Genomic DNA, 19,201 nt, shown 5'->3' on the forward strand with positions numbered 1-19,201 from the left:
ACCGTCAATCGAAGAAAGATCGCAATCCCTCGCGATGGGCATCGGCGCGCGAAATGCCGATGTCCTTGAGCTGATCGTCGGTCAGCTCAAGCAAGGCGAGCCGGCTGCGGCGCTTGTCGACACGCTTCTCGAGCCAGATCACCGCCGAGGTCACCATTGCAACGATTTTGGAGACGAAGCTGGCGCGTCCATCACCGGCATTGTCCGTCCTGTCTTGTATAATTGCATCGATTGTATCCATCACGCCAGCCTTTCAGGCCCATAAATATACCAAATGCACCCGCACAAACTCAATGAATTGACTCTTACTCGAAGGCAACATACAAAATTGTCACCATGACAAGTTGGACTCCCGATCTTTCGCAAGGCGACGGCCCGCTTTACCTGCGGCTGGCGAACCAAATCGAAGCGGACATCGGCGACGGCGTGCTGGCTACCGGGACGAAGCTGCCCCCGCAGAGGGATCTGGCCTATGATCTCGGGGTGACCATCGGCACGGTTGGACGCGCCTACGCGTTGCTGCGGGAGCGGGGCCTCGTCAGCGGCGAGGTAGGGCGCGGCACTTATGTGCTCGATCGAGCCGCCTCGCAGCGAACCGGTCTTCCGGCCTTAGATGCTCTCCCCAACCAGGGAACCCGCGTCTCCGAGACGCCGGCGGACAAGCTACGTTTCGACAGCACCGCTGCCCCCGATGTCGGCCAAGGCGCCGCCATCGGCCGCATCCTGGCAGAGATCAGCAGCGAGCATCCCGGAGAGATATCGAGCTATGCACGGGCCTTCCCGCACAGCTGGGTTGAAGCCGGCAGCCAGTGGCTGGCACGCAACGGCTTCCGCCCCGGAGCGGAAGCCGTGGTGCCGACACTCGGCGCCCATGCAGCGCTTGTGGCGGTGGCAGCCGTCGCCACAGTGCCGGGGGACCACATCGTCTTCGAGAATCTGTCCTATTCGCAATTTGCGCGAAGCGTCGGCCTGTTCGGCCGCAGGGTGGCTCTCGTCCAGTCGGATGACCAAGGCGTGGTGCCGGAGGATTTCGAGCGTCTTTGCGCACAGCGCCACCCCAAGCTCGCCTTCCTGATGCCGGCCGTGCAAAACCCGACAGTCGTCAGCATGCCGGAAACGCGCCGTCGCGAGATCGCGGAGATCGCACGCCGCTACAATGTCTGGTTGATCGAAGACGATCTCTACGGCGCTCCTGTCCAGGACCCCACGCCGCTGCTGGCGGAGTTCGCTCCCGAACGCACATTCGTCGTGGCAGGATTGTCCAAGACCGTTGCTGCCGGCATACGCGGTGGCTGGGTCGCCTGCCCGCCGCACTTTGCGCATCGCATCTCCGTCGCCCACAAAATGGCGACCGGCGGCATGCCTTTTCTCCTGGCGGAACTCTGTGCCCGGCTGGTGCTGTCGGGCGAAGCAGCGGCCATCCGGGCGCGCTGCCTCGACGAGGTCAACGCCCGGCTGAAGCTTGCCTGCACATCGCTTGCCGGTTTCGACTTCCGCTGGAGACCGAATGTGCCTTTCCTCTGGCTTGGCCTTCCCGAACCCTGGCTTGCCGGCACCTTCAAGAATGCGGCCGCCGGAGAAGGCGTTCTCGTCGACGACGAGGATGAATTCAAAGCCGGTCGCACCGACCAGGTGTTCCACCGCATACGCGTTGGAATCACGACGCCGCGCCGCAGGGAGGACGTCACGACGGGCCTTGCGACGATACGCCGGCTTCTGGGAAGTGGAGGCTCCAGCTACGACAGCTACGGGTGATCGGTCGGCCTTTTTCGGTGCGGCCGGCTGTTTTTTGCTGCGGGCGGGGTGAAACGCTGCACGGCATAGGCTATGGAGCCGGAACCGGAGCGGCACGCTTCCTGTCGGACGCGCAAAGACCACTCCAGCACTTTGAATCTGCGCGTCGTGCCTTCGAAAAGTCGATGTCGATTTTCAGGCCCGATGCGGTAGCGCCAACGGAATCGACATGACCATTCCCAACGACGTGAAGATCACCGACGAGTTGGTCAAGGCCCACGGTCTGAAGCCCGACGAGTACCAACGTATCCTGGATCTCATCGGGCGCGAACCGACCTTCACCGAACTCGGCATCTTCTCGGCCATGTGGAACGAGCATTGCTCGTACAAGTCTTCGAAGAAATGGCTTCGCACCTTGCCTACGTCCGGGCCTCAGGTCATCCAGGGCCCCGGCGAGAATGCCGGGGTGGTCGATATTGGCGATGGCGACGCCGTGGTCTTCAAGATGGAGAGCCACAACCACCCATCCTATATCGAGCCCTATCAGGGAGCCGCGACCGGCGTCGGCGGGATATTGCGCGACGTCTTCACCATGGGCGCGCGGCCCATAGCTGCGATGAACGCGCTGCGTTTCGGTGCGCCTGACCATCCCAAGACCCGCCATCTCGTAGCGGGCGTGGTGGCAGGGGTGGGCGGCTACGGCAATTCCTTCGGTGTGCCGACTGTCGGCGGCGAGGTCAATTTCGATCCGCGCTACAACGGCAACTGCCTGGTCAACGCCTTCGCAGCAGGGCTCGCCAAGACCGATGCCATCTTCTATTCCAAGGCCGAAGGCGTCGGCCTTCCCGTCGTCTATCTCGGCGCCAAAACCGGACGCGACGGTGTCGGCGGCGCGACGATGGCATCCGCCGAATTCGACGACAAGATCGAGGAAAAGCGCCCGACCGTCCAGGTCGGCGATCCCTTCACGGAAAAATGCCTGCTTGAAGCGTGCCTGGAATTGATGGCCTCCGGGGCTGTCATCGCCATCCAGGACATGGGGGCCGCCGGCCTCACTTGCTCGGCAGTGGAGATGGGTGCCAAGGGCGACCTCGGCATCGAGCTCGATCTCGACAGGGTGCCGGTGCGCGAAGAGCGTATGAGCGCCTACGAGATGATGCTCTCCGAGAGCCAGGAACGCATGCTGATGGTGCTGCGTCCGGAAAAGGAGGAGGAAGCCGAGGCGATTTTCCGCAAATGGGGCCTCGATTTCGCCATCGTCGGCAAGACCACGGACGACCTGCGCTTCCGCATCCTTCACCAGGGCGATGAGGTCGCCAACCTCCCGATCAAGGAACTCGGCGACCAGGCACCGGAATACGACCGGCCTTGGATCGAGCCCAAACCGCGCCCGGCGCTCGAGAGCGACGACATACCGGAATCGGACGTGGCGGACGCACTGCTCAAGCTCCTCGGCGGCCCCGATCTTTCCAGCCGCCGCTGGGTTTGGGAGCAATACGACACCATGATCCAAGGCAATTCGCTGCAGCGCCCGGGCGGCGATGCCGGCGTCGTGCGCATCGACGGCCATCCGGCCAAGGCGCTGGCCTTCTCCTCGGACGTCACGCCGCGCTATTGCGAGGCAGACCCTTATGAAGGCGGCAAACAGGCCGTCGCGGAATGCTGGCGCAATCTCACCGCGACGGGAGCGCTGCCCCTCGCCGCCACCGACAATCTCAATTTCGGCAACCCGGAACGCCCCGAGATCATGGGGCAATTCGCCAGGGCAGTCACCGGCATCGGCGACGCCTGCCGCGCGCTCGACTTCCCCATCGTTTCCGGCAATGTCTCGCTTTACAACGAGACCAATGGCCAAGCCATCCTGCCCACTCCGACCATCGGTGGCGTCGGACTGATCCATGATTGGCAGAAGATGGCGCGCGTCGGCTTCGCGGCCGAGGATGAGGCCATCATCCTGGTCGGCGCGCCGGCGTCCTGGGGCACGCATCTCGGCCAATCCGTGTATATGCGCGATATCCACGGTCGCGACGACGGCCCTCCCCCGCCGGTCGATCTCGACCATGAGAAGAAGGTCGGCGATTTCGTTCGATCCCTGATCGGCGACGGGATCGCCACCGCCGTCCATGACCTGTCGGACGGCGGCCTCGCCGTGGCGCTTGCCGAAATGGTGATGGCCGGCGGCATCGGCGCGACGGTCAACCAGCTGAAGGACCTGTCGGCAATTCCGCTGTTCTTCGGCGAGGACCAGGGCCGTTATCTCGTCACCATTCCGCGAGACAAGGTCGATTGGTTCTACGAGGAAGGCCTTGCCGACAGCGGCATCTTCGCGCCCTGGATCGGCACCACGGGCGGGAGCGCGCTGAAGCTCGGCGAAACGCGTGCGCTTACCATCGCGGAACTTCGCGCCGCATATGAAGGCTGGTTCCCGACCTTCATGGCGGGCGACCTGCCTCCGGAGAACTAGGCAAAGAAGATTTCAGTAGCCCGGCAGTTCGACGCCGAGCTTCTTCAAATCCGCGGCAACCTTGCGCCGCGCCGCGAAGAAATCCGCCGGACGGCTCGCTCGCGAACGCGCGATCTCGTCGGCGGTGAAGGGCTTGAATGGTTCGGCAAGGGAATCCCGGGCAAGGGCCGGCACCAGCCAATTCATCAGCGCGGCAACGTCCGTGTCGTCGAGGCCCGAATTCATGATGCCGGGCGCCTGGGTAACCAGGCTGCGCGATTGCGGCAACCTCATGAAGTGGCCGACATTGCCGGAAAGCGCCGGGATGCGACCAATGCTTGCGGCACTGCCCTGCAGGCCATGGCAACCCGAGCAATGCAGCACGTAAAGCGTCTGGCCGTTCCCGGCGGCCGTTGTCTGTACCGTTCCGATGGTCATGGCGAACAGACCGAGAGCAACGGAAGCGAGGGTTGCGAGTATCATGATTCACTGAACGAGCTGTGCACGCGTTCCCCAGCAGCCTCTGGTGATCGACCGCCTTGGCTTTTGTCCGAGAACAGCGGAACGCTGTTGCGAAAGCCGCTTAACCATTGCTGCTGCCGAGCCCGACCACGGCGGCTACGGTACAGTGATAATTGGTCTGGGTATTGGCCATGCACCAGTTGATATCGTTATGCACGCCCATGCGGTATCCTGGCCGTTCGCGCAGGTTGAAGTTGCACAGGCATTTGCCGCAGGAGGCAACGCCGCAGCAATCATTATAGCTGATCAGATACTCCTTGCCGTCACCGGGGTTCTGACAGGTGCCGACCCAGGTTACCGCTGATACCTGAGCATTGGGCGGACATTGGTTGATTGCGCCGCCGCAGCACGTGCACAGGAAACCGTCCAGCGCGCAGTAGCGCCAGTATTCGCATTCCGTGTCCGTCTTCTCCGCGGCCGCGCGTGCCGTGCCGCCGCCGGCCCGATCGAAGGGCAGGAGCGGGATGACCGCGCCGCCAACCGCAACCTTGCCGACGAAGGACAGGAAGTTGCGGCGGCCTAGCCGATGAGCCATCTGCCGCGATCCCCTCTCCGCGGCTTGGTCGATGGCGCCAAAGAGTTTTTGGATCAGTTCCGACATCAGCATGTCTCCCTAAGCCTGCGCACGGCCGACTTCGGCTTCGATCCAGCCCTGGATCGAGGCTTGGCCGAGATCCTGCGCATTGAGAAGGCTTTCCAGTTGCTCGCGTGAATTGACCAGGCCCTTGCCGCGCACCACACCCTGTTCATCGAGCAGCACAGCAAAAGGCAACCGGTTGATGCGGAAGGTCATGCCGAGGTCGCGCGACAACACATAGGGGAAATCGGTCAAGCTGGCGGCGCGACGGAATTCGGCGTGCTCAAGGGCGTCGCCGTCGCTGGCGATGACGATCGAGAGGCTCTCCGCCTCGGCCTGCTTCAGCGATTTCAGCACCGGCAGCAGCTTCTTGCAGACCGGACAGGTGGTGGACAGGAAAAAGACCAGCGTGCTCTTGCTGGACGCAGGGCCGAGCGTGAACGGCTTGCCGTCCAGCGTCAGCAAATCGAAGCGCGGCGACTGCTCGCCGATCTTGGGCCCGGCGTCGGTCATCAGCGCTCCCATCGGCGCGACGCGCTCGAACAGAATGCCGACCTGCCTCGCCAGCGCGAACACCACGACCAGGAGGACGATGACAATCGCCCACAGGACGATCACTGCTACCGCCAAAGGCTCCATCAGTTGTGCCTTTCATGATTGTGCTGTTCATGCGCCCGATTCGACGCCTGCAGCCACGACCAATTGTCGATCAGTTTCTCGATGCCAGCGAACAACAGCAGGGACGACAGCATGCCGGCGACGATGCTTGCCCAGGCAGCGGTACCCATTTCGACCGGAAGCGGCGTAGCCATGGCCACGAGGCAAAGCCCGCCCAGCGCGGCGTTGCGCGCCACCAGATACCAGGACAGGCCCTGTCCCGCGCCGCCGCAGCCGCAGTCGATATGGGTGTTGCCGCGTGCGAGGTTGAACGCGATAGCACAGGCATAGACGACGAGCAGCGCAAACGCCGCGGCCGCCGCGAGTAGCCGGGTGGCCGGAACAATCAGCCCGAGCACGATCACGACCTCCAGCGCGAGCAGCCCTACGGCCATCGGAACGAGCGCCGCGGCGGGCAAAAGCCGATAGCTGCCGATCGTATGCGCAAACAATGCCAGGTCCATCGCCTTGTGCATCGCTGCCCGCGCGAAGACGCAGACGAGAGTGCCTGCCGCGACAACGACCAGTATCGGATGAAGCGCGACCATGGCCGTCCTACCGCACTTCCACCTGATCGGGCAGATCGCCGCCTGCGGCGGTAGCCGAAGGCGTCAACGTGAATTGCTGGTCCGCCGCCGGTAGATCATAGCGCACAACTTCAGCCTTCAGCCCGTCGATCGCGAACAGGGCCGGTGTATCGCCCTGGCTGACCGTGAGCGCGATCGCCGGCACCGATTGCGAACGACCGACAACGCTCTTTTCCCTGAGGTCGACCGCCCATATTTCTTCCGCCGGGTTCTTGTGGCTGCCTTCGGCACCCTTCGAATGCATCAGCAGATAGGCGATGCCGTTCTTGTCATGCACTGCCAAAGGTTGATAGCCGCCGGGCCGCCAATCGCCTTCGACACCCTTCGAGACTTCGATCTTATCGACCAGCCTGGCGGTCTCGCCTTCGACGTCGATGACGTAGATGTTGCCGCCATAGGAAGGAAGCACCCAGTTTTCGCCCCATCGATAGGCGCTGGTGAAGACCGCATCCTTGTCGGCATCGAATATCTCAGCCGAGGCCTTCATCTCGCCGGTGCCATCAGGCTGAACGTCGATGGTGCCGACCGTTCCGTCGCCGCACAAAGTGGCGAAGCGGGTTGCGGTCTTGGCCGAAGGCAAAATGCCGTAGCATCCAGGATTGGGAATATCGCCGATCTGCTTCTTGGCGCCGAGATCGACCACCGTGATCGAAGTCGCCGGCGTGGCGTTCTGCACGAACAGATATTTGAGTTCCGCAGAGGGCTGGAACAACGAGCGGTAATTCAGCGCCTGCGCGCGATTGCTGGATATCGGGATCTCCTCCTTGAAGCTGAGATCCTCGCCGGAATAGACCTCGACAAAGTCCGCGCGTTCGCCGCGGGTGGTTCGCGACAGATGTGTCGTCGCCACATAGATGTCCTTCGACCGCTCCGGGATGAGCACCATGCCGAGATTGGCAGTACCGATCATCCCTATGAGCTTCAGTGTCTGGGCATCCATCACATAGGCGCGTCCGTCCACCACATGGTTCAAGGCCAGATCCACCGAGAGCAGGAGTTCGGTGCCCGCGGGGATCTTGACGTTGGTAACCTCCTCCGGCTGTATCTCACCCTGTGCCTGCTGGGCGTAGCTCGGCGGGATTGCCGCGCTTGCCAGCACAAACGCTGCGAACAGGCCCAAACGCATCGTGGTCCTCCCCGATTGGCTTTCTCGTCTTTTTGCCCCGCGCCAATTCCTCAGCACGGTAACGACTGGCAGGATCATGTCCCGCCGGATGCGGCTTGCGCCGCCGAACGTTTCATTGATACCGAGATTTGCTGTCGTTGAAGGGGAACCGCTATCAGGGCACCATCGCGCCAAGGCAGAGGCTCCCTCCGTTCGCGTGTTCGAAGCACGGCACTGCCAGCAGCTCATCTCCTGTTCCTCCCAAAACAGCGATTGACTGGGTGCAGAAGCTTTGTATCACAGATTTGCTCGCGGTTGACAGAAGATGCCAAATGTCGCCGCGCCAATCTTCTCAGCAAGCATTTGGATTTGCTTGTCGGAGATGCTGCTCGCGAGCGCGATACTCGGCCGGCGTCTCGCAGCCCGATCCTTGCGCGCACGCTTCCCGGCTCCTGGCCTTTGCTGGCCAGCGCGTCGAGGGGGCAAGGTCGTCGCCTGTGGGGAATCGTGCCGCTCGCTTGCATCCCGCGCCTCTTCGCGTTGCGGTGCCAAATGCATGCCCCCACGGCCTACGAGATCTGCTCGGAGATTTTTTGTTCTGCAGTCCTGATTGTCAATTGTCTTGAAGTCGAACACCCCCGTGTGAAAGTTGAGACGCAACGCAAAGATCGCGTTGCAGGTATAAGCAATGAAACCGCGGTCGAATCCGACGCAGATGCTTTCTGGCTACACGGGCTTTGCCGGGCTCATGCTGCTCAGCGCGGGAACCCTGCTGCTCGTCACGCAACCGACGGATCACGGCTGGTGGGCGACGAGGCTGCTCGGGCTGGCGGCGCTGATGCTGGTGGCGGGGTCGCTTACCCTGCGCCCAGTGGCCGGACGCCGGGCTTGGCACAAGATTTTCGGCTGGGCCGCGCTGGTCGCGATTGTCGCACACGTCACCGTAGTCGCCGGCTTCCAGCCGGCCTTCTGGCGCTGGCTTACGCCGGCAATTCCAGTCGAAATCCTTGCCGGTCTCGCCGCTGCGTTGGCCTTCGTCGCCACGTTGGCGATACAGCGCTCCACAACATTGCGCCAATGCCTGGGTCCTTTCCGGAGCCGGCGCACCCATCGCGTCGCCGGCTGTCTCCTGGCGGTGGCGGCTGGCGCGCATATCGCCTTGATCGCCGGCATGGGCTTGGTCGCGGCCCTGATTGTCCTGGGCGGTCTAGCCTTCCTCCTCGCCAGTAGCTTCTTGCACGAAAGGCACTTGGCGGAACCCGCGGTCACGCTCGGACTATTTATCGTTGCAATCGCCGGGCTTGCGGGCGGTCCTCTGGTGTCGCCGCGTTTGGCAACGCTCAGGCAGACTCCGATCGATCACGCTCGCTTCTTGCACACCGACCATACGGGGCTCTCCTGCACCGGTTGCCATCACAACTTCGTCGACCAGGGCGGCAACGAGAATTGTCTTACCTGCCACAAACGCATCTCGGTGTCGGAGACGATGCGAATCGACAGGCTGTTTCACACCTTCTGTTCCGACTGCCATCGTATGGATATGCGCGAAGGCAAGAAGTCCGGCCCAGCCGACGACTGCAATGGCTGTCACGGTCAGCCGTGACGTTCGCGTGCCCATTTCGTCGATCACGTATCAATACGATACAGCCGGATTGACCTCACCGGCCGCAGCCGCCATATCTTGGTGACGAGGCGAGCTTGGAGGCAGACCCAGTGGCAATGGACGCGCGCGATATCGAACGCCTGATCAAGGAAGGCATTCCGGATGCGAAGGTGACGATTCGCGATCTCGCTGGTGATGGCGATCATTATGCCGCCGAAGTCGTAGCAGAGAGCTTCCGCGGCAAGAGCCGCGTGCAGCAGCATCAGATGGTGTACGAGGCACTGAAAGGTAATATGGGCGGTGTTTTACACGCACTCGCCCTTCAGACCAGTGCACCCGACTGAACGAGCGGCCTGCCGCGTATCAGCTCGCGTGAAGGCCGCCGGCGCCGAATCGGTTTCAAAGCTTTGCGCGACAGTCTTGTTTCGGGTCGCCGAAGGGTCTATTTCCTTGTCAGCTTCGGGCCTGTCCTCACAGGCATGAAAGGATTTCTTCATGAGCGGCATTAACGACTACATCGACAGCGAAGTGAAGAGCAACGACGTCGTGCTCTTCATGAAGGGCACCCCCGGCTTCCCGCAGTGCGGCTTCTCCGGGCAGGTCGTCCAGATCCTCGATTATCTCGGCGTCGACTATAAAGGCGTCAACGTGCTCACCTCGAACGAGTTGCGTCAGGGCATCAAGGACTATTCGAGCTGGCCGACCATCCCCCAGCTTTACGTGAAGGGCGAATTCGTCGGCGGGTGCGACATCATCCGCGAAATGTTCCAGGCGGGCGAATTGCAGACCTTCCTGGAAGAAAAGGGCGTCAGCGCGAAGGCCGCATGACCGCATAGGAAGTATCCCGGCATCGAGCCGGGTCGAGCTTCTGACAATGCGCCGGCTTTCCGGCGCATTTTCGTTTTTCATGATCGGAGGGACGACGATGGACGCGCAAGCGCCGGCGAAGGACAAGGGATTCCTGCTGCCAATTCCGCGCTGGGAATTCATTGCACTGGCCGCGGCGCTGATGGCACTCAACGCACTCGCCATCGATATCATGCTGCCCGGGCTTCAGCAGATCGGCGCCAGCCTGGGTGTCGAGAACGAGAATCACCGGCAATACGTCATATCGGCCTATATCTTCGGCTTCGGCCTGCCGCAGCTTCTCTATGGCCCCATTTCCGACCGGTTCGGCCGGCGTATACCGCTTCTGTTCGGCCTTTTGGTCTATGTAGCGGCAGCCTTTTGCGCCGCCTTCGCGCCGAGTTTCGAGGCTCTGCTCGCCCTTCGCTTCATCCAGGGCGTCGGTGCTGCGGCTACCCGGGTGGTGGCCGTATCCTTCGTGCGCGACGTGTTTGGCGGCCGCGCCATGGCGGAGGTCATGTCACTGGTGTTCATGGTCTTCATGATTGTGCCCGTGGTTGCTCCGGGCATCGGCCAGTTCGTGATGCTGTTTTCGGAATGGCACATGATATTCGTGTTCATGGCCGTAATGTCGCTCGCAGTCACTCTCTGGACCGCGTTGCATCTTCCCGAAACCTTGAAGGCCGAATATCGGCGACCGCTCACGGCGGCGTCGGTTCTGGGAGGCTTCGGCATCGTGCTCGGCAATCGCACCGCGCTCTGCTACACGCTGGCGACGACGCTGATGTCGGGTGGCTTGTTCGGCTTCATCAACTCCGCCCAGCAGATCTATGTCGGCATTTACGATCTCGGCGTGTGGTTCCCCGTCCTGTTCGCCGTGGTCGCGAGCATGATGGCGCTATCGTCCTTCGCCAACTCGCGGCTTGTCGGTCGCATCGGCATGCGCCGGCTTTCCCATGGCGCGCTGCTCGGCTTCGTGGCCGTGACAGCTCTGTTGTTCGCTCTCGCTCTGATGGGGCCGGTGCCGCTCATCGTCTTCGTCGGTCTCTTCACCGTGGCGATGCTCCAATTCGGCTGGATCAACTCGAACTTCAACGCCATCGCGATGGAGCCGCTCGGCCATCTCGCCGGAACGGCGTCGTCGGTCCAAGGCTTCATCCAGACGGTTGGGGGCGCCATTATCGGCGCGATCATCGGCCAGGGCTTCGACGGCACGGTGCTGCCGTTCAGCGCCGGGTTTTTCCTGGTATCGCTGACCACACTTGTGGTCGTCCTCCTGGCCGAGCGCGGACGCCTGTTCCAGGCGCATAGCAGTCCGACACATTGACCTCACCGGTGCATTCAGCACCGGGTGTGTCTTCGTGCTGCCCTACTCCGCCCAGAGCTCGCGGCGCAGGTCATGCCAGCTTTCCCTGCTCGGCGCGACGAGCAAGCCACCGTCGACATGCGAAGCGTTGTGGGCGCTGCCGTCGAAACGGGCCGAATAACCTCCGGCTTCGCCGTGGATCAGCACGCCGGCCAGATGGTCCCAGGGCATGAGTTTATTATAGACCAGATAGTGGCCGAAGCCGGTGGAGAGCAGCCGGTATTCGCACGCGGCGCAACGATAATTGAATTGGGACAGCGCCTTGACGTGATTGCGGGCGAGACGTGACCGTTCGGGTTCCGCCAGATGGCTGAACGAGATCGCACCTGTCATCTGGGGCAGCGGAACGGAATCCGCGACCCTCACCTTCTCAAGCCTACCATTGGCATGCCGGACATGGCTGCCCGCTCCCTTGGCACCGATCAGCCAGTCCTTGCCGACGGGATCGTGAATGATGCCGGCGACGGTCTCGCCACGAACCACCACGGCGAGCATGACCCCGAACAGGGGCATGCCGGAGGCAAAGTTGAACGTGCCGTCGACCGGATCGATGACGAAGGCGAGTGGAGCCTCGCCAAGTCCATTGAGCAGCGCCGGATTTTCAGAATGGGCTTCCTCCCCCACGATCATGGCTTCGGGATAACGCTCGCGCAGGCGCGCCGTGATGACGTGCTCGGCATTGACGTCGGCTTCGGTGACCAGATCAGCGGCGGAGGTCTTCAGGCGAATATCGCCGCGATCGAGGCGCCGGAAGCGCGGCATGATCTCCGCCGCCGCGGCATCTGCCAGTACCGCAGCCAGCCAATCGATCTCTTTGTCGTCAAATGTCATGATGTCCCTGCGGTAATGGTATCGTTGAGCGCGGCGAAGTCGAACAGCTTGCGATCGAGGAGATGGGAGGGCCGTATATTGCCCAGCGCGCGGATCATTGTGTCCTTGCGCCCGGGCATACGACGCTCGATCTCTTCCAGCATTGTTTTCATGGCATTGCGTTGCAGTCCTTCCTGGCTGCCGCAAAGATCGCAAGGGATGATCGGAAAACGCATGGCGTCGGCGAATTTGGCGAGGTCGCTCTCCGCTGAGTAGGCGAGCGGGCGCAACACCATGACATCCCCTTCGTCGTTGAGAAGCTTCGGCGGCATCGCAGCCATGCGCCCGCCATGGAAGAGATTCATGAAGAATGTTTCGAGAATGTCTTCGCGGTGATGGCCGAGCACCAGTGACGAACATCCCTCCTCGCGCGCGATGCGGTAGAGATGGCCTCGGCGCAGTCGAGAACAAAGCGAGCAGTAGGTATTGCCCTCGGCAATCTTGTCGGTGACCACCGAATAGGTATCCTGGTATTCGATGCGGTGGGGTATGCCGTGAGCCGTCAGGTAGTCCGGCAGGATGTGCTTGGGGAAATTCGGCTGCCCCTGATCGAGATTGCAGGCCAGCAGATCGACGGGCAGCAGGCCGCGCCACTTCAGATCAAGGAGCAGCGCGAGCAATCCGTAGGAGTCCTTGCCGCCCGACAATGCCACCAGCCAGCGCTCACCCGGCCGAACCATGGCGAAATCGGCCATCGCCTGGCGCGTGTTGCGCAGCAGCCGCTTCCGCAGCTTGTTGAACTCGACCGAGGACGGTACTTCGGCGAAGAGCGGATGAGCCCCGCTGCCGTCGTCATCGCCCATATCGATCTCGGGAATCTCGTGCAAGGTCATCGCTCTGAGGCCCTAGGACACCGGACTTCGCATCGCGGACGAACATCGATAGCGACGTCCCAGCCGATGCGTAGCAATTCCATAGAACATCGGGGGCGCAAGTGCGAACCGATTTCGTGCAAAAGCCCCAGACGCAAAAAAGGCCGCGAAGATGCGCGGCCTTTTCCGAATTCGATCTGAAACCGATCAGCGCGAGTAGAACTCGACGACCAGATTTGGTTCCATCTGCACCGCGAACGGGACATCGGCGAGGGCGGGAACGCGCTGGTACGTAGCCACCATCTTGTTGTGGTCGACCTCGATATAATCCGGAACGTCGCGCTCGGCGAGCTGCACGGATTCCAGCACCATGACGAGCTGCTTCGACTTCTCGCGGACCTCGATCACGTCGCCCGGCTTGCAGCGATAGGAGCCGATGTTGACGCGGCGGCCGTTCACATTGATGTGGCCATGGTTCACGAACTGACGTGCGGCGAAGATCGTCGGCACGAACTTGGCGCGATAGACGACCGCGTCGAGCCGCGATTCCAGGAGGCCGATCAGGTTCTCGGAAGTATCGCCCTTGCGGCGGTTGGCCTCGTCATAGGTCTTACGGAACTGCTTTTCCGACACGTCGCCATAGTGGCCCTTCAGCTTCTGCTTGGCGCGCAACTGCAGACCGAAGTCCGACATCTTGCCCTTGCGGCGCTGGCCGTGCTGGCCCGGGCCATATTCGCGCTTGTTGACCGGCGACTTCGGGCGGCCCCAGACGTTTTCACCAAGACGGCGGTCGAGTTTGTACTTTGCGGATTCGCGCTTGCTCATCGCATTCCCTTTCAAAAACGTTGCATCCGAAGCACAATGCTCCGGGTGAAGGAAACGCGCCCTCCTCTGGCCCCGGTTGGGACCTGACAGGACCTTCCACGCACGCTTTGCGGAAAGACCCACGGGACACGTCAAACAAGACGCCGGACCCTTCGGCCCGGCGCTGGCGTGGCTTTAGTCGACCAATTCTTGTGTGTCAAGGATCTCGGCCGGGACCAAGTAGTTTCCTCGTTCTTGCGCAGGCCCGGGAACGCCCCCCGACCCTCAAGCGAGGCTGAGGCCGAATCCCTGCATCATGCGCCGGGTCGCGAAATCGGACTTGCCGGACGTGAAAACGGCGATATCGGAACCGTTCCGGAACTCGATCTCGCCCTCTTCCGGCGGGCCGCTGTCGAGCAGGGACAGAGCACGCCTTGCGATCGCTTCCGCCGGGTCCAGCCAATCGACCGGCCAGGGCGCGGTCTTGCGCATGCGGTTGACCAGGAACGGATAGTGCGTGCAGGCCAGGACGACGATGTCGGTCCGCCGGCCTTCCTGCTCGACGAAGCATGGAGTGATTTCGGCACGGACCGCATCTTCGTCGACGAAGCCGTCGCGCATATAGATTTCGGCCAAGCCGGCAAGCCTGTCGCTGCCGACGAGACGGACATGGCATTTCGACGCCCATTGGGCGATCAGGTCACGGGTGTACTGCCGCTTCACGGTGCCGGGTGTCGCCAGAACCGAGACCAGGCCGGAGCACGTACGTTCGGCAGCGGGCTTGATCGCCGGCACCGTGCCCACGAACGGGCGGCCGGGAAAGACCTCGCGAAGGGCATCGATAACGAGGGTGGAGGCGGTATTGCAGGCGACCACCGAGATCTCGGGGTCGTAGCGGTCGAACAATTTGCCGAACAGTTCCAATATATGGCCCGCCAACGCCGGCTCTTCCCAGGCTCCATAGGGAAAGGCCGCGTCATCGGCGACATAAATGAAGCGGCGCCCCGGCATGAGCACGCGTGCCTCACGAAGCACGCTGAGCCCTCCGATGCCGGAATCGAACATGAGGATTGGTCGATCAGCCGTTGTCGACATCTTTTCCTGTCTCGTTGACCCCTTCACGATGCGCCGCCGCATCCGCCTTCGCCTTGCGTTCGGGATAGCCAGCGCCGCGCGGCTCCTTCGGCGAGAAATAGTCGAGCGAGGCAACGACGCCTCGCAGGACCTTGATCTCGGCTTCGGCGAAACCTGGACGCGTCAGCACCGCCCGGAGATTGTCGACCATCTTGGGTTTCTTCGCCTTCGGCCGGAAATAACCTCTTACGTCCAGCGCCTCTTCGAGATGGCGGAACAGGCCCAGCAAATGCTCCTTCGGCGCGGGGGTCATGTCGGGGCCGGCGAAGGCCGTATCCGTCTCGGCTTCCATTCCGGACTTCATCCACTCATAGGACATCAGCAGGACCGCCTGGGCGATGTTGAGCGACGCGAAAGCCGGGTTGACGGGAAAGGTGACGATCTCGTCGGCGAGACCGACCTCTTCATTCTCCAAACCGATGCGCTCGCGACCGAACAGGATGCCGGTCTTCTCCCCGGCGCGGAAACGCACGCGCAGCAACCTGCCCGCCTCGACCGGGCCGCGCACGGGCTTGAAGCCGTCGCGCTCGCGCGCGGTCGTGGCAAAAACGAAATTGAGGTCGGCGATCGCCTCCGGCAGCGTATCGAAGACTTTCACGGCATCGATCACGTGATCGGCGCGGCTGGCGGCCGCGCGCGCCCTCTCGTTCGGCCAGCCGTCGCGCGGATTGACCAGTCTCAGTTCGGAAAGCCCAAAATTCGCCATGGCACGCGCGACCATGCCGATATTCTCGCCGAGTTGGGGTTCGACGAGAATGATCGCCGGTCCTTCGGCAATGAGTTTGCGGTCGCGATCCGTGCCAGCCATGACGCCAATAATCCACCCTTTACGGCTTTTGCGCGTCCCTGCCATATTCGTCCCGAGAAATGAAGCTCCCGTCAGGACGCGGTCTCCGCCGTGGAGCCCTCTCAGTGGATGAAGGACCGGATCGCTTCGGCGACCTCGGCAGGTTTTTCATGCAGAATCCAATGTCCGGCTCTCTCGATCCTCTCGATCTTCAGGTCGCCGGCGTAGCCGTCGAGCCCATCCAGGCAGGCCGGGGTGAGCGCCTCGTCGGCCTCTCCCCACAACACCAGATGCGGCATGCGTACGGCGACCTTCGCGGGGTCGATCGAGAGGAGCGGCGCGCCGGCCGCCACCTCCCCCGGCACCGGCACGACGACCGGCGAGGAATTGTACCAATGGAGCATGGCCTGCATCGCTCCCGGCTGCGCCCAGGCCGCGCGATAGGCTTGCACGATTTCCGGTGTCATCCAGCCGGTCCTGGAAAAGCCAGCGATCATTCTTTCGGTGCGGGCAAAATCGTTCTCCGCCATGCGAACGGCCGCATCCGGCGCGCGCAGCTTGTGGAAATACTGGCTCGCCCGGCGCTGCCCGGGATCGTCGAGAATGGCCCGCTGGAAACACACAGGATGCGCGCCGTTCGCGATGACGAGATAGGTGAGCCTCTCGGGCTGGGCGAAGGCGTAGGCGTAAGCGACGGCCGCGCCCCAGTCGTGGCCGGCAAGCACGAAGGGCTTGCCGGGAGAAAGATGGTCGGCAAGCGCCGCAACATCGGCCACCAGATGCCTTGCCTGGTAAGCCTCCCGGCCGTCGGGTTTTGATGAAAGATTGAAACCGCGCTGATCCGGCGCAATCACGTAGTGGTCCCGCGAAAGATCCTGCATCACCTCGCGCCATGCGGCCCAATATTCCGGGAAGCCATGCAGGCAGATGACAAGTGGCGCAGTTGGGCTGCCCGCAGCGGCTACATTGAGAGTGACCTGCCCGGTGTCCAGAGAGAAGAAATCAGGCTTGAACATGAGAACGGCTCCCGACTGGGGATTGAATCATACCGCCCGGAGCGCTGCTTTTTCCGCGCCGAGGAAACGGCACTCGGCATGGTTTGCGCACGGGTATGCGCTTTGCTATAGGGGCCGCATCTTTCCGGTCGCGACCAATGCGGGGCATTCGCCCCGAACCCCAGAAAAGAGGCATTTCACATGGCGAAGATCAAGGTGGCAAATCCTGTCGTCGAACTCGACGGCGACGAGATGACCCGCATCATCTGGCAGTTCATCAAGGACAAGCTGATCCACCCCTATCTCGACATCGACCTCAAATATTACGACCTCGGCATCCAGCATCGCGACGCCACGGACGACCAGGTGACGGTCGACGCCGCGAATGCGATCAAGAAGTACGGCGTCGGCGTGAAGTGCGCCACCATCACGCCCGACGAAGCTCGCGTCGAGGAGTTCCAGCTCAAGAAGATGTGGAAGTCGCCCAACGGCACGATCCGCAACATACTGGGCGGCGTGATCTTCCGCGAGCCGATCATCTGCAAGAACGTGCCGCGCCTCGTGCCGGGCTGGACCAAGCCGATCATCGTCGGCCGCCACGCCTTCGGCGACCAGTACCGGGCGACCGATTTCCGTTTCCCCGGCAAGGGCAAGCTGACGATCAAGTTCGTCGGCGAGGACGGCCAGACTATCGAGCACGACGTCTTCGACGCGCCCTCCTCCGGCGTCGCCATGGCCATGTACAATCTCGACGATTCCATCCGCGACTTCGCGATGGCCTCGTTCCACTATGCGCTCGACCGCGGCGTGCCCTGCTATCTCTCGACCAAGAACACCATTCTCAAGGCCTATGACGGGCGCTTCAAGGACATCTTCCAGGAAGTGTTCGACAAGGAATTCGCCGAGAAGTTCAAGGAAAAGAAGATCTGGTATGAGCACCGGCTGATCGACGACATGGTGGCCTCAGCCCTCAAATGGTCGGGCGGTTACGTCTGGGCCTGCAAGAACTATGACGGCGACGTGCAGTCCGACATCGTGGCCCAGGGCTTCGGCTCGCTCGGCCTGATGACCTCCGTGCTGGTCACGCCGGACGGCAAGACGGTCGAGGCGGAAGCCGCGCACGGCACCGTGACCCGTCACTACCGCCAGCACGAGAAGGGCGAGGAGACCTCGACCAACTCCATCGCCTCGATCTTCGCCTGGACCCGCGGTCTGGCGCATCGCGCCAAGCTCGACGGCAATTCCGATCTGGCGAAATTTGCGGACACGCTCGAAAAGGTCTGCGTGGCGACAGTCGAAAGCGGCTACATGACCAAGGATCTCGCCCTGCTGATCGGCGCCGACCAGCCTTGGCTTTCCACCACCGGCTTCCTCGACAAGATCGACGAGAATCTCCAAAAGGCGATGGCCGCCTGATCAAGTTTTGCCCGCCGGCGGCAGCACGGCTGCCGGCGGGCCAATTCCAGGCGGATTGAATTCCGTCCCTCTGACAGGCATCGTCCCCCCACCGTCGAACCGGCGGCATCAGACTGGGCCCGAGCCGATGATAACTGCACCGCGCGTTTTCGGCGCCGATTATAGCGTCTATGTCAGGATCGTGAGGCTCGCCCTCGAGGAGAAGCGGGTGGAGTATGCGCTCGTCCCGGTCGACGTCTTCGCCGGGGATGGCTCACCGGCATGGTATCTCAAGCACCACCCCTTCGGCCGTATCCCGGCCTTCGAACACGGGAGCTTCAGCCTCTTCGAGACTGGCGCCATAACCCGCTACGTGGACGAAGCTTTCGACGGTCCGCCGCTCCAGCCGACCGATCCGAAGATGCGGGCGCGAATGAACCAGATCATAGGGCTACTCGACGCCTACGCCTATCGTGCACTGGTCTGGGACGTCTATGTGGAGCGCGTCTCTAAGCCGAAGCGCGGCGAAGCTCCCGACGAGGCACGCATCGCCGCGGGCCTTCAGGTCACGGCGACCTGCCTCGCAACGCTGGCCGATCTCAAGGCGTCTGGTCCGTGGCTGCTCGGGAAGCAGCTCACCTTGGCCGATCTCCACGCCGCCCCGATGTTCGCCTATTTTCTCCGGGCGCCCGAGGCACATGCCCTCATCGGCAGCTATCCGGCAATCGCCGCATGGTGGAAGGAGGTCAGCGCTTTGCCGAGCTTCGCCGCCAGCGAATTTGGAGAATGAGCGGCAGCACCATCGTCCCGCTTCAACTCATTTTATAGATTGGCGCCCTATGTTGCCCCTCTCTGTCCTGCCGGGCATCTCCCCCACAAAGCTACGACATTCACACATCTCACATATCGTCGGCGATCTCTGGAACCCCCCTCATCCGACCTCCGGCGCTTGTGCCGCGGCTTG

General features: G+C 62.4%; 20 protein-coding genes. 8 read left to right on the forward strand and 12 right to left on the reverse strand.

Annotated elements, in window-relative coordinates; translation table 11 throughout:
• Positions 1–4: 4 nt before the first annotated feature.
• A complete protein-coding gene (locus ACCO56_RS11925; RefSeq protein WP_433640814.1) occupies positions 5–241 on the reverse strand; it encodes a DUF1127 domain-containing protein in 237 nt (78 codons plus the stop codon).
• Between the two features lie 95 nt (positions 242–336).
• Between ACCO56_RS11925 and ACCO56_RS11930 the strand changes: the two genes are divergently transcribed.
• Together ACCO56_RS11930 and purL are read left to right on the forward strand one after the other, a co-directional pair.
• Positions 337–1,755 (forward strand): PLP-dependent aminotransferase family protein, encoded by a 1,419-nt coding sequence (locus ACCO56_RS11930; RefSeq protein WP_433640815.1) that lies wholly within the window; start codon positions 337–339, stop codon positions 1,753–1,755.
• A gap of 208 nt (positions 1,756–1,963) precedes the next feature.
• Complete coding sequence (gene purL / locus ACCO56_RS11935) at positions 1,964–4,198, forward strand: phosphoribosylformylglycinamidine synthase subunit PurL (RefSeq protein WP_433640817.1); 2,235 nt, start codon at positions 1,964–1,966, stop codon at positions 4,196–4,198.
• A gap of 12 nt (positions 4,199–4,210) precedes the next feature.
• Here purL and ACCO56_RS11940 read toward each other — a convergent pair whose 3' ends face one another.
• The 5 genes from ACCO56_RS11940 to ACCO56_RS11960 form a co-directional block, all read right to left on the reverse strand.
• The gene (locus tag ACCO56_RS11940) at positions 4,211–4,660 is read right to left on the reverse strand and encodes a c-type cytochrome (RefSeq protein WP_433640819.1); all 450 of its coding nucleotides are present in this window, start codon (positions 4,658–4,660) and stop codon (positions 4,211–4,213) included.
• Between the two features lie 100 nt (positions 4,661–4,760).
• The gene (locus ACCO56_RS11945) at positions 4,761–5,306 is read right to left on the reverse strand and encodes a methylamine dehydrogenase light chain (RefSeq protein ID WP_433640821.1); all 546 of its coding nucleotides are present in this window, start codon (positions 5,304–5,306) and stop codon (positions 4,761–4,763) included.
• A gap of 6 nt (positions 5,307–5,312) precedes the next feature.
• The gene (mauD, locus tag ACCO56_RS11950; protein ID WP_433640822.1) at positions 5,313–5,915 is read right to left on the reverse strand and encodes a methylamine dehydrogenase accessory protein MauD; all 603 of its coding nucleotides are present in this window, start codon (positions 5,913–5,915) and stop codon (positions 5,313–5,315) included.
• The gene (locus ACCO56_RS11955; RefSeq protein WP_433640824.1) at positions 5,915–6,481 is read right to left on the reverse strand and encodes a MauE/DoxX family redox-associated membrane protein; all 567 of its coding nucleotides are present in this window, start codon (positions 6,479–6,481) and stop codon (positions 5,915–5,917) included. Before ACCO56_RS11955 ends, mauD begins: the two co-directional genes overlap by 1 nt.
• A gap of 7 nt (positions 6,482–6,488) precedes the next feature.
• Positions 6,489–7,646, reverse strand: coding sequence for an amine dehydrogenase large subunit (locus tag ACCO56_RS11960; RefSeq protein WP_433640826.1), 1,158 nt, complete (start codon positions 7,644–7,646; stop codon positions 6,489–6,491).
• A 667-nt stretch (positions 7,647–8,313) separates the two neighbouring features.
• Here ACCO56_RS11960 and ACCO56_RS11965 point away from each other — a divergent pair.
• The 4 genes from ACCO56_RS11965 to ACCO56_RS11980 all read left to right on the forward strand — a co-directional run bounded on the left by ACCO56_RS11965 (position 8,314) and on the right by ACCO56_RS11980 (position 11,401).
• Positions 8,314–9,228, forward strand: a complete 915-nt coding sequence (locus ACCO56_RS11965; protein WP_433640828.1) for a cytochrome c3 family protein — start codon at positions 8,314–8,316, stop codon at positions 9,226–9,228.
• A 110-nt stretch (positions 9,229–9,338) separates the two neighbouring features.
• A complete protein-coding gene (locus ACCO56_RS11970) occupies positions 9,339–9,572 on the forward strand; it encodes a BolA/IbaG family iron-sulfur metabolism protein (RefSeq protein WP_433640830.1) in 234 nt (77 codons plus the stop codon).
• Positions 9,573–9,723: 151 nt separating this feature from the next.
• Positions 9,724–10,056, forward strand: coding sequence for a Grx4 family monothiol glutaredoxin (gene grxD / locus ACCO56_RS11975; protein ID WP_433640832.1), 333 nt, complete (start codon positions 9,724–9,726; stop codon positions 10,054–10,056).
• A 142-nt stretch (positions 10,057–10,198) separates the two neighbouring features.
• Positions 10,199–11,401, forward strand: coding sequence for a multidrug effflux MFS transporter (locus ACCO56_RS11980; RefSeq protein WP_433640908.1), 1,203 nt, complete (start codon positions 10,199–10,201; stop codon positions 11,399–11,401).
• Positions 11,402–11,443: 42 nt separating this feature from the next.
• Here ACCO56_RS11980 and ACCO56_RS11985 read toward each other — a convergent pair whose 3' ends face one another.
• From ACCO56_RS11985 to ACCO56_RS12010, 6 genes are all read right to left on the reverse strand, one after another.
• Positions 11,444–12,271: an inositol monophosphatase family protein gene (locus tag ACCO56_RS11985; protein ID WP_433640834.1), complete on the reverse strand. Its 828-nt coding sequence runs from the start codon at positions 12,269–12,271 to the stop codon at positions 11,444–11,446.
• Positions 12,268–13,143: a tRNA 2-thiocytidine(32) synthetase TtcA gene (gene ttcA, locus ACCO56_RS11990; RefSeq protein ID WP_433640836.1), complete on the reverse strand. Its 876-nt coding sequence runs from the start codon at positions 13,141–13,143 to the stop codon at positions 12,268–12,270. The genes ACCO56_RS11985 and ttcA overlap by 4 nt, the downstream gene beginning before the upstream one ends.
• A gap of 186 nt (positions 13,144–13,329) precedes the next feature.
• Complete coding sequence (gene rpsD, locus ACCO56_RS11995; RefSeq protein ID WP_433640838.1) at positions 13,330–13,947, reverse strand: 30S ribosomal protein S4; 618 nt, start codon at positions 13,945–13,947, stop codon at positions 13,330–13,332.
• A 264-nt stretch (positions 13,948–14,211) separates the two neighbouring features.
• Positions 14,212–15,021: a glutamate racemase gene (gene murI / locus ACCO56_RS12000; RefSeq protein WP_433640840.1), complete on the reverse strand. Its 810-nt coding sequence runs from the start codon at positions 15,019–15,021 to the stop codon at positions 14,212–14,214.
• Positions 15,005–15,868: an RNA methyltransferase gene (locus tag ACCO56_RS12005; protein WP_433640842.1), complete on the reverse strand. Its 864-nt coding sequence runs from the start codon at positions 15,866–15,868 to the stop codon at positions 15,005–15,007. The genes murI and ACCO56_RS12005 overlap by 17 nt, the downstream gene beginning before the upstream one ends.
• A 101-nt stretch (positions 15,869–15,969) precedes the next feature.
• Positions 15,970–16,863: an alpha/beta fold hydrolase gene (locus ACCO56_RS12010; RefSeq protein ID WP_433640844.1), complete on the reverse strand. Its 894-nt coding sequence runs from the start codon at positions 16,861–16,863 to the stop codon at positions 15,970–15,972.
• 180 nt (positions 16,864–17,043) lie between these two features.
• Between ACCO56_RS12010 and ACCO56_RS12015 the strand changes: the two genes are divergently transcribed.
• Positions 17,044–18,258 (forward strand): NADP-dependent isocitrate dehydrogenase, encoded by a 1,215-nt coding sequence (locus ACCO56_RS12015; protein WP_433640846.1) that lies wholly within the window; start codon positions 17,044–17,046, stop codon positions 18,256–18,258.
• 127 nt (positions 18,259–18,385) lie between these two features.
• Positions 18,386–19,027, forward strand: coding sequence for a glutathione S-transferase family protein (locus ACCO56_RS12020; protein ID WP_433640848.1), 642 nt, complete (start codon positions 18,386–18,388; stop codon positions 19,025–19,027).
• The last annotated feature ends 174 nt before the right edge of the window (positions 19,028–19,201 follow it).

Origin of the sequence: Mesorhizobium sp. 1B3 (genome assembly GCF_050958605.1) — a bacterium.
Classification (GTDB): Bacteria; Pseudomonadota; Alphaproteobacteria; order Rhizobiales; family Rhizobiaceae.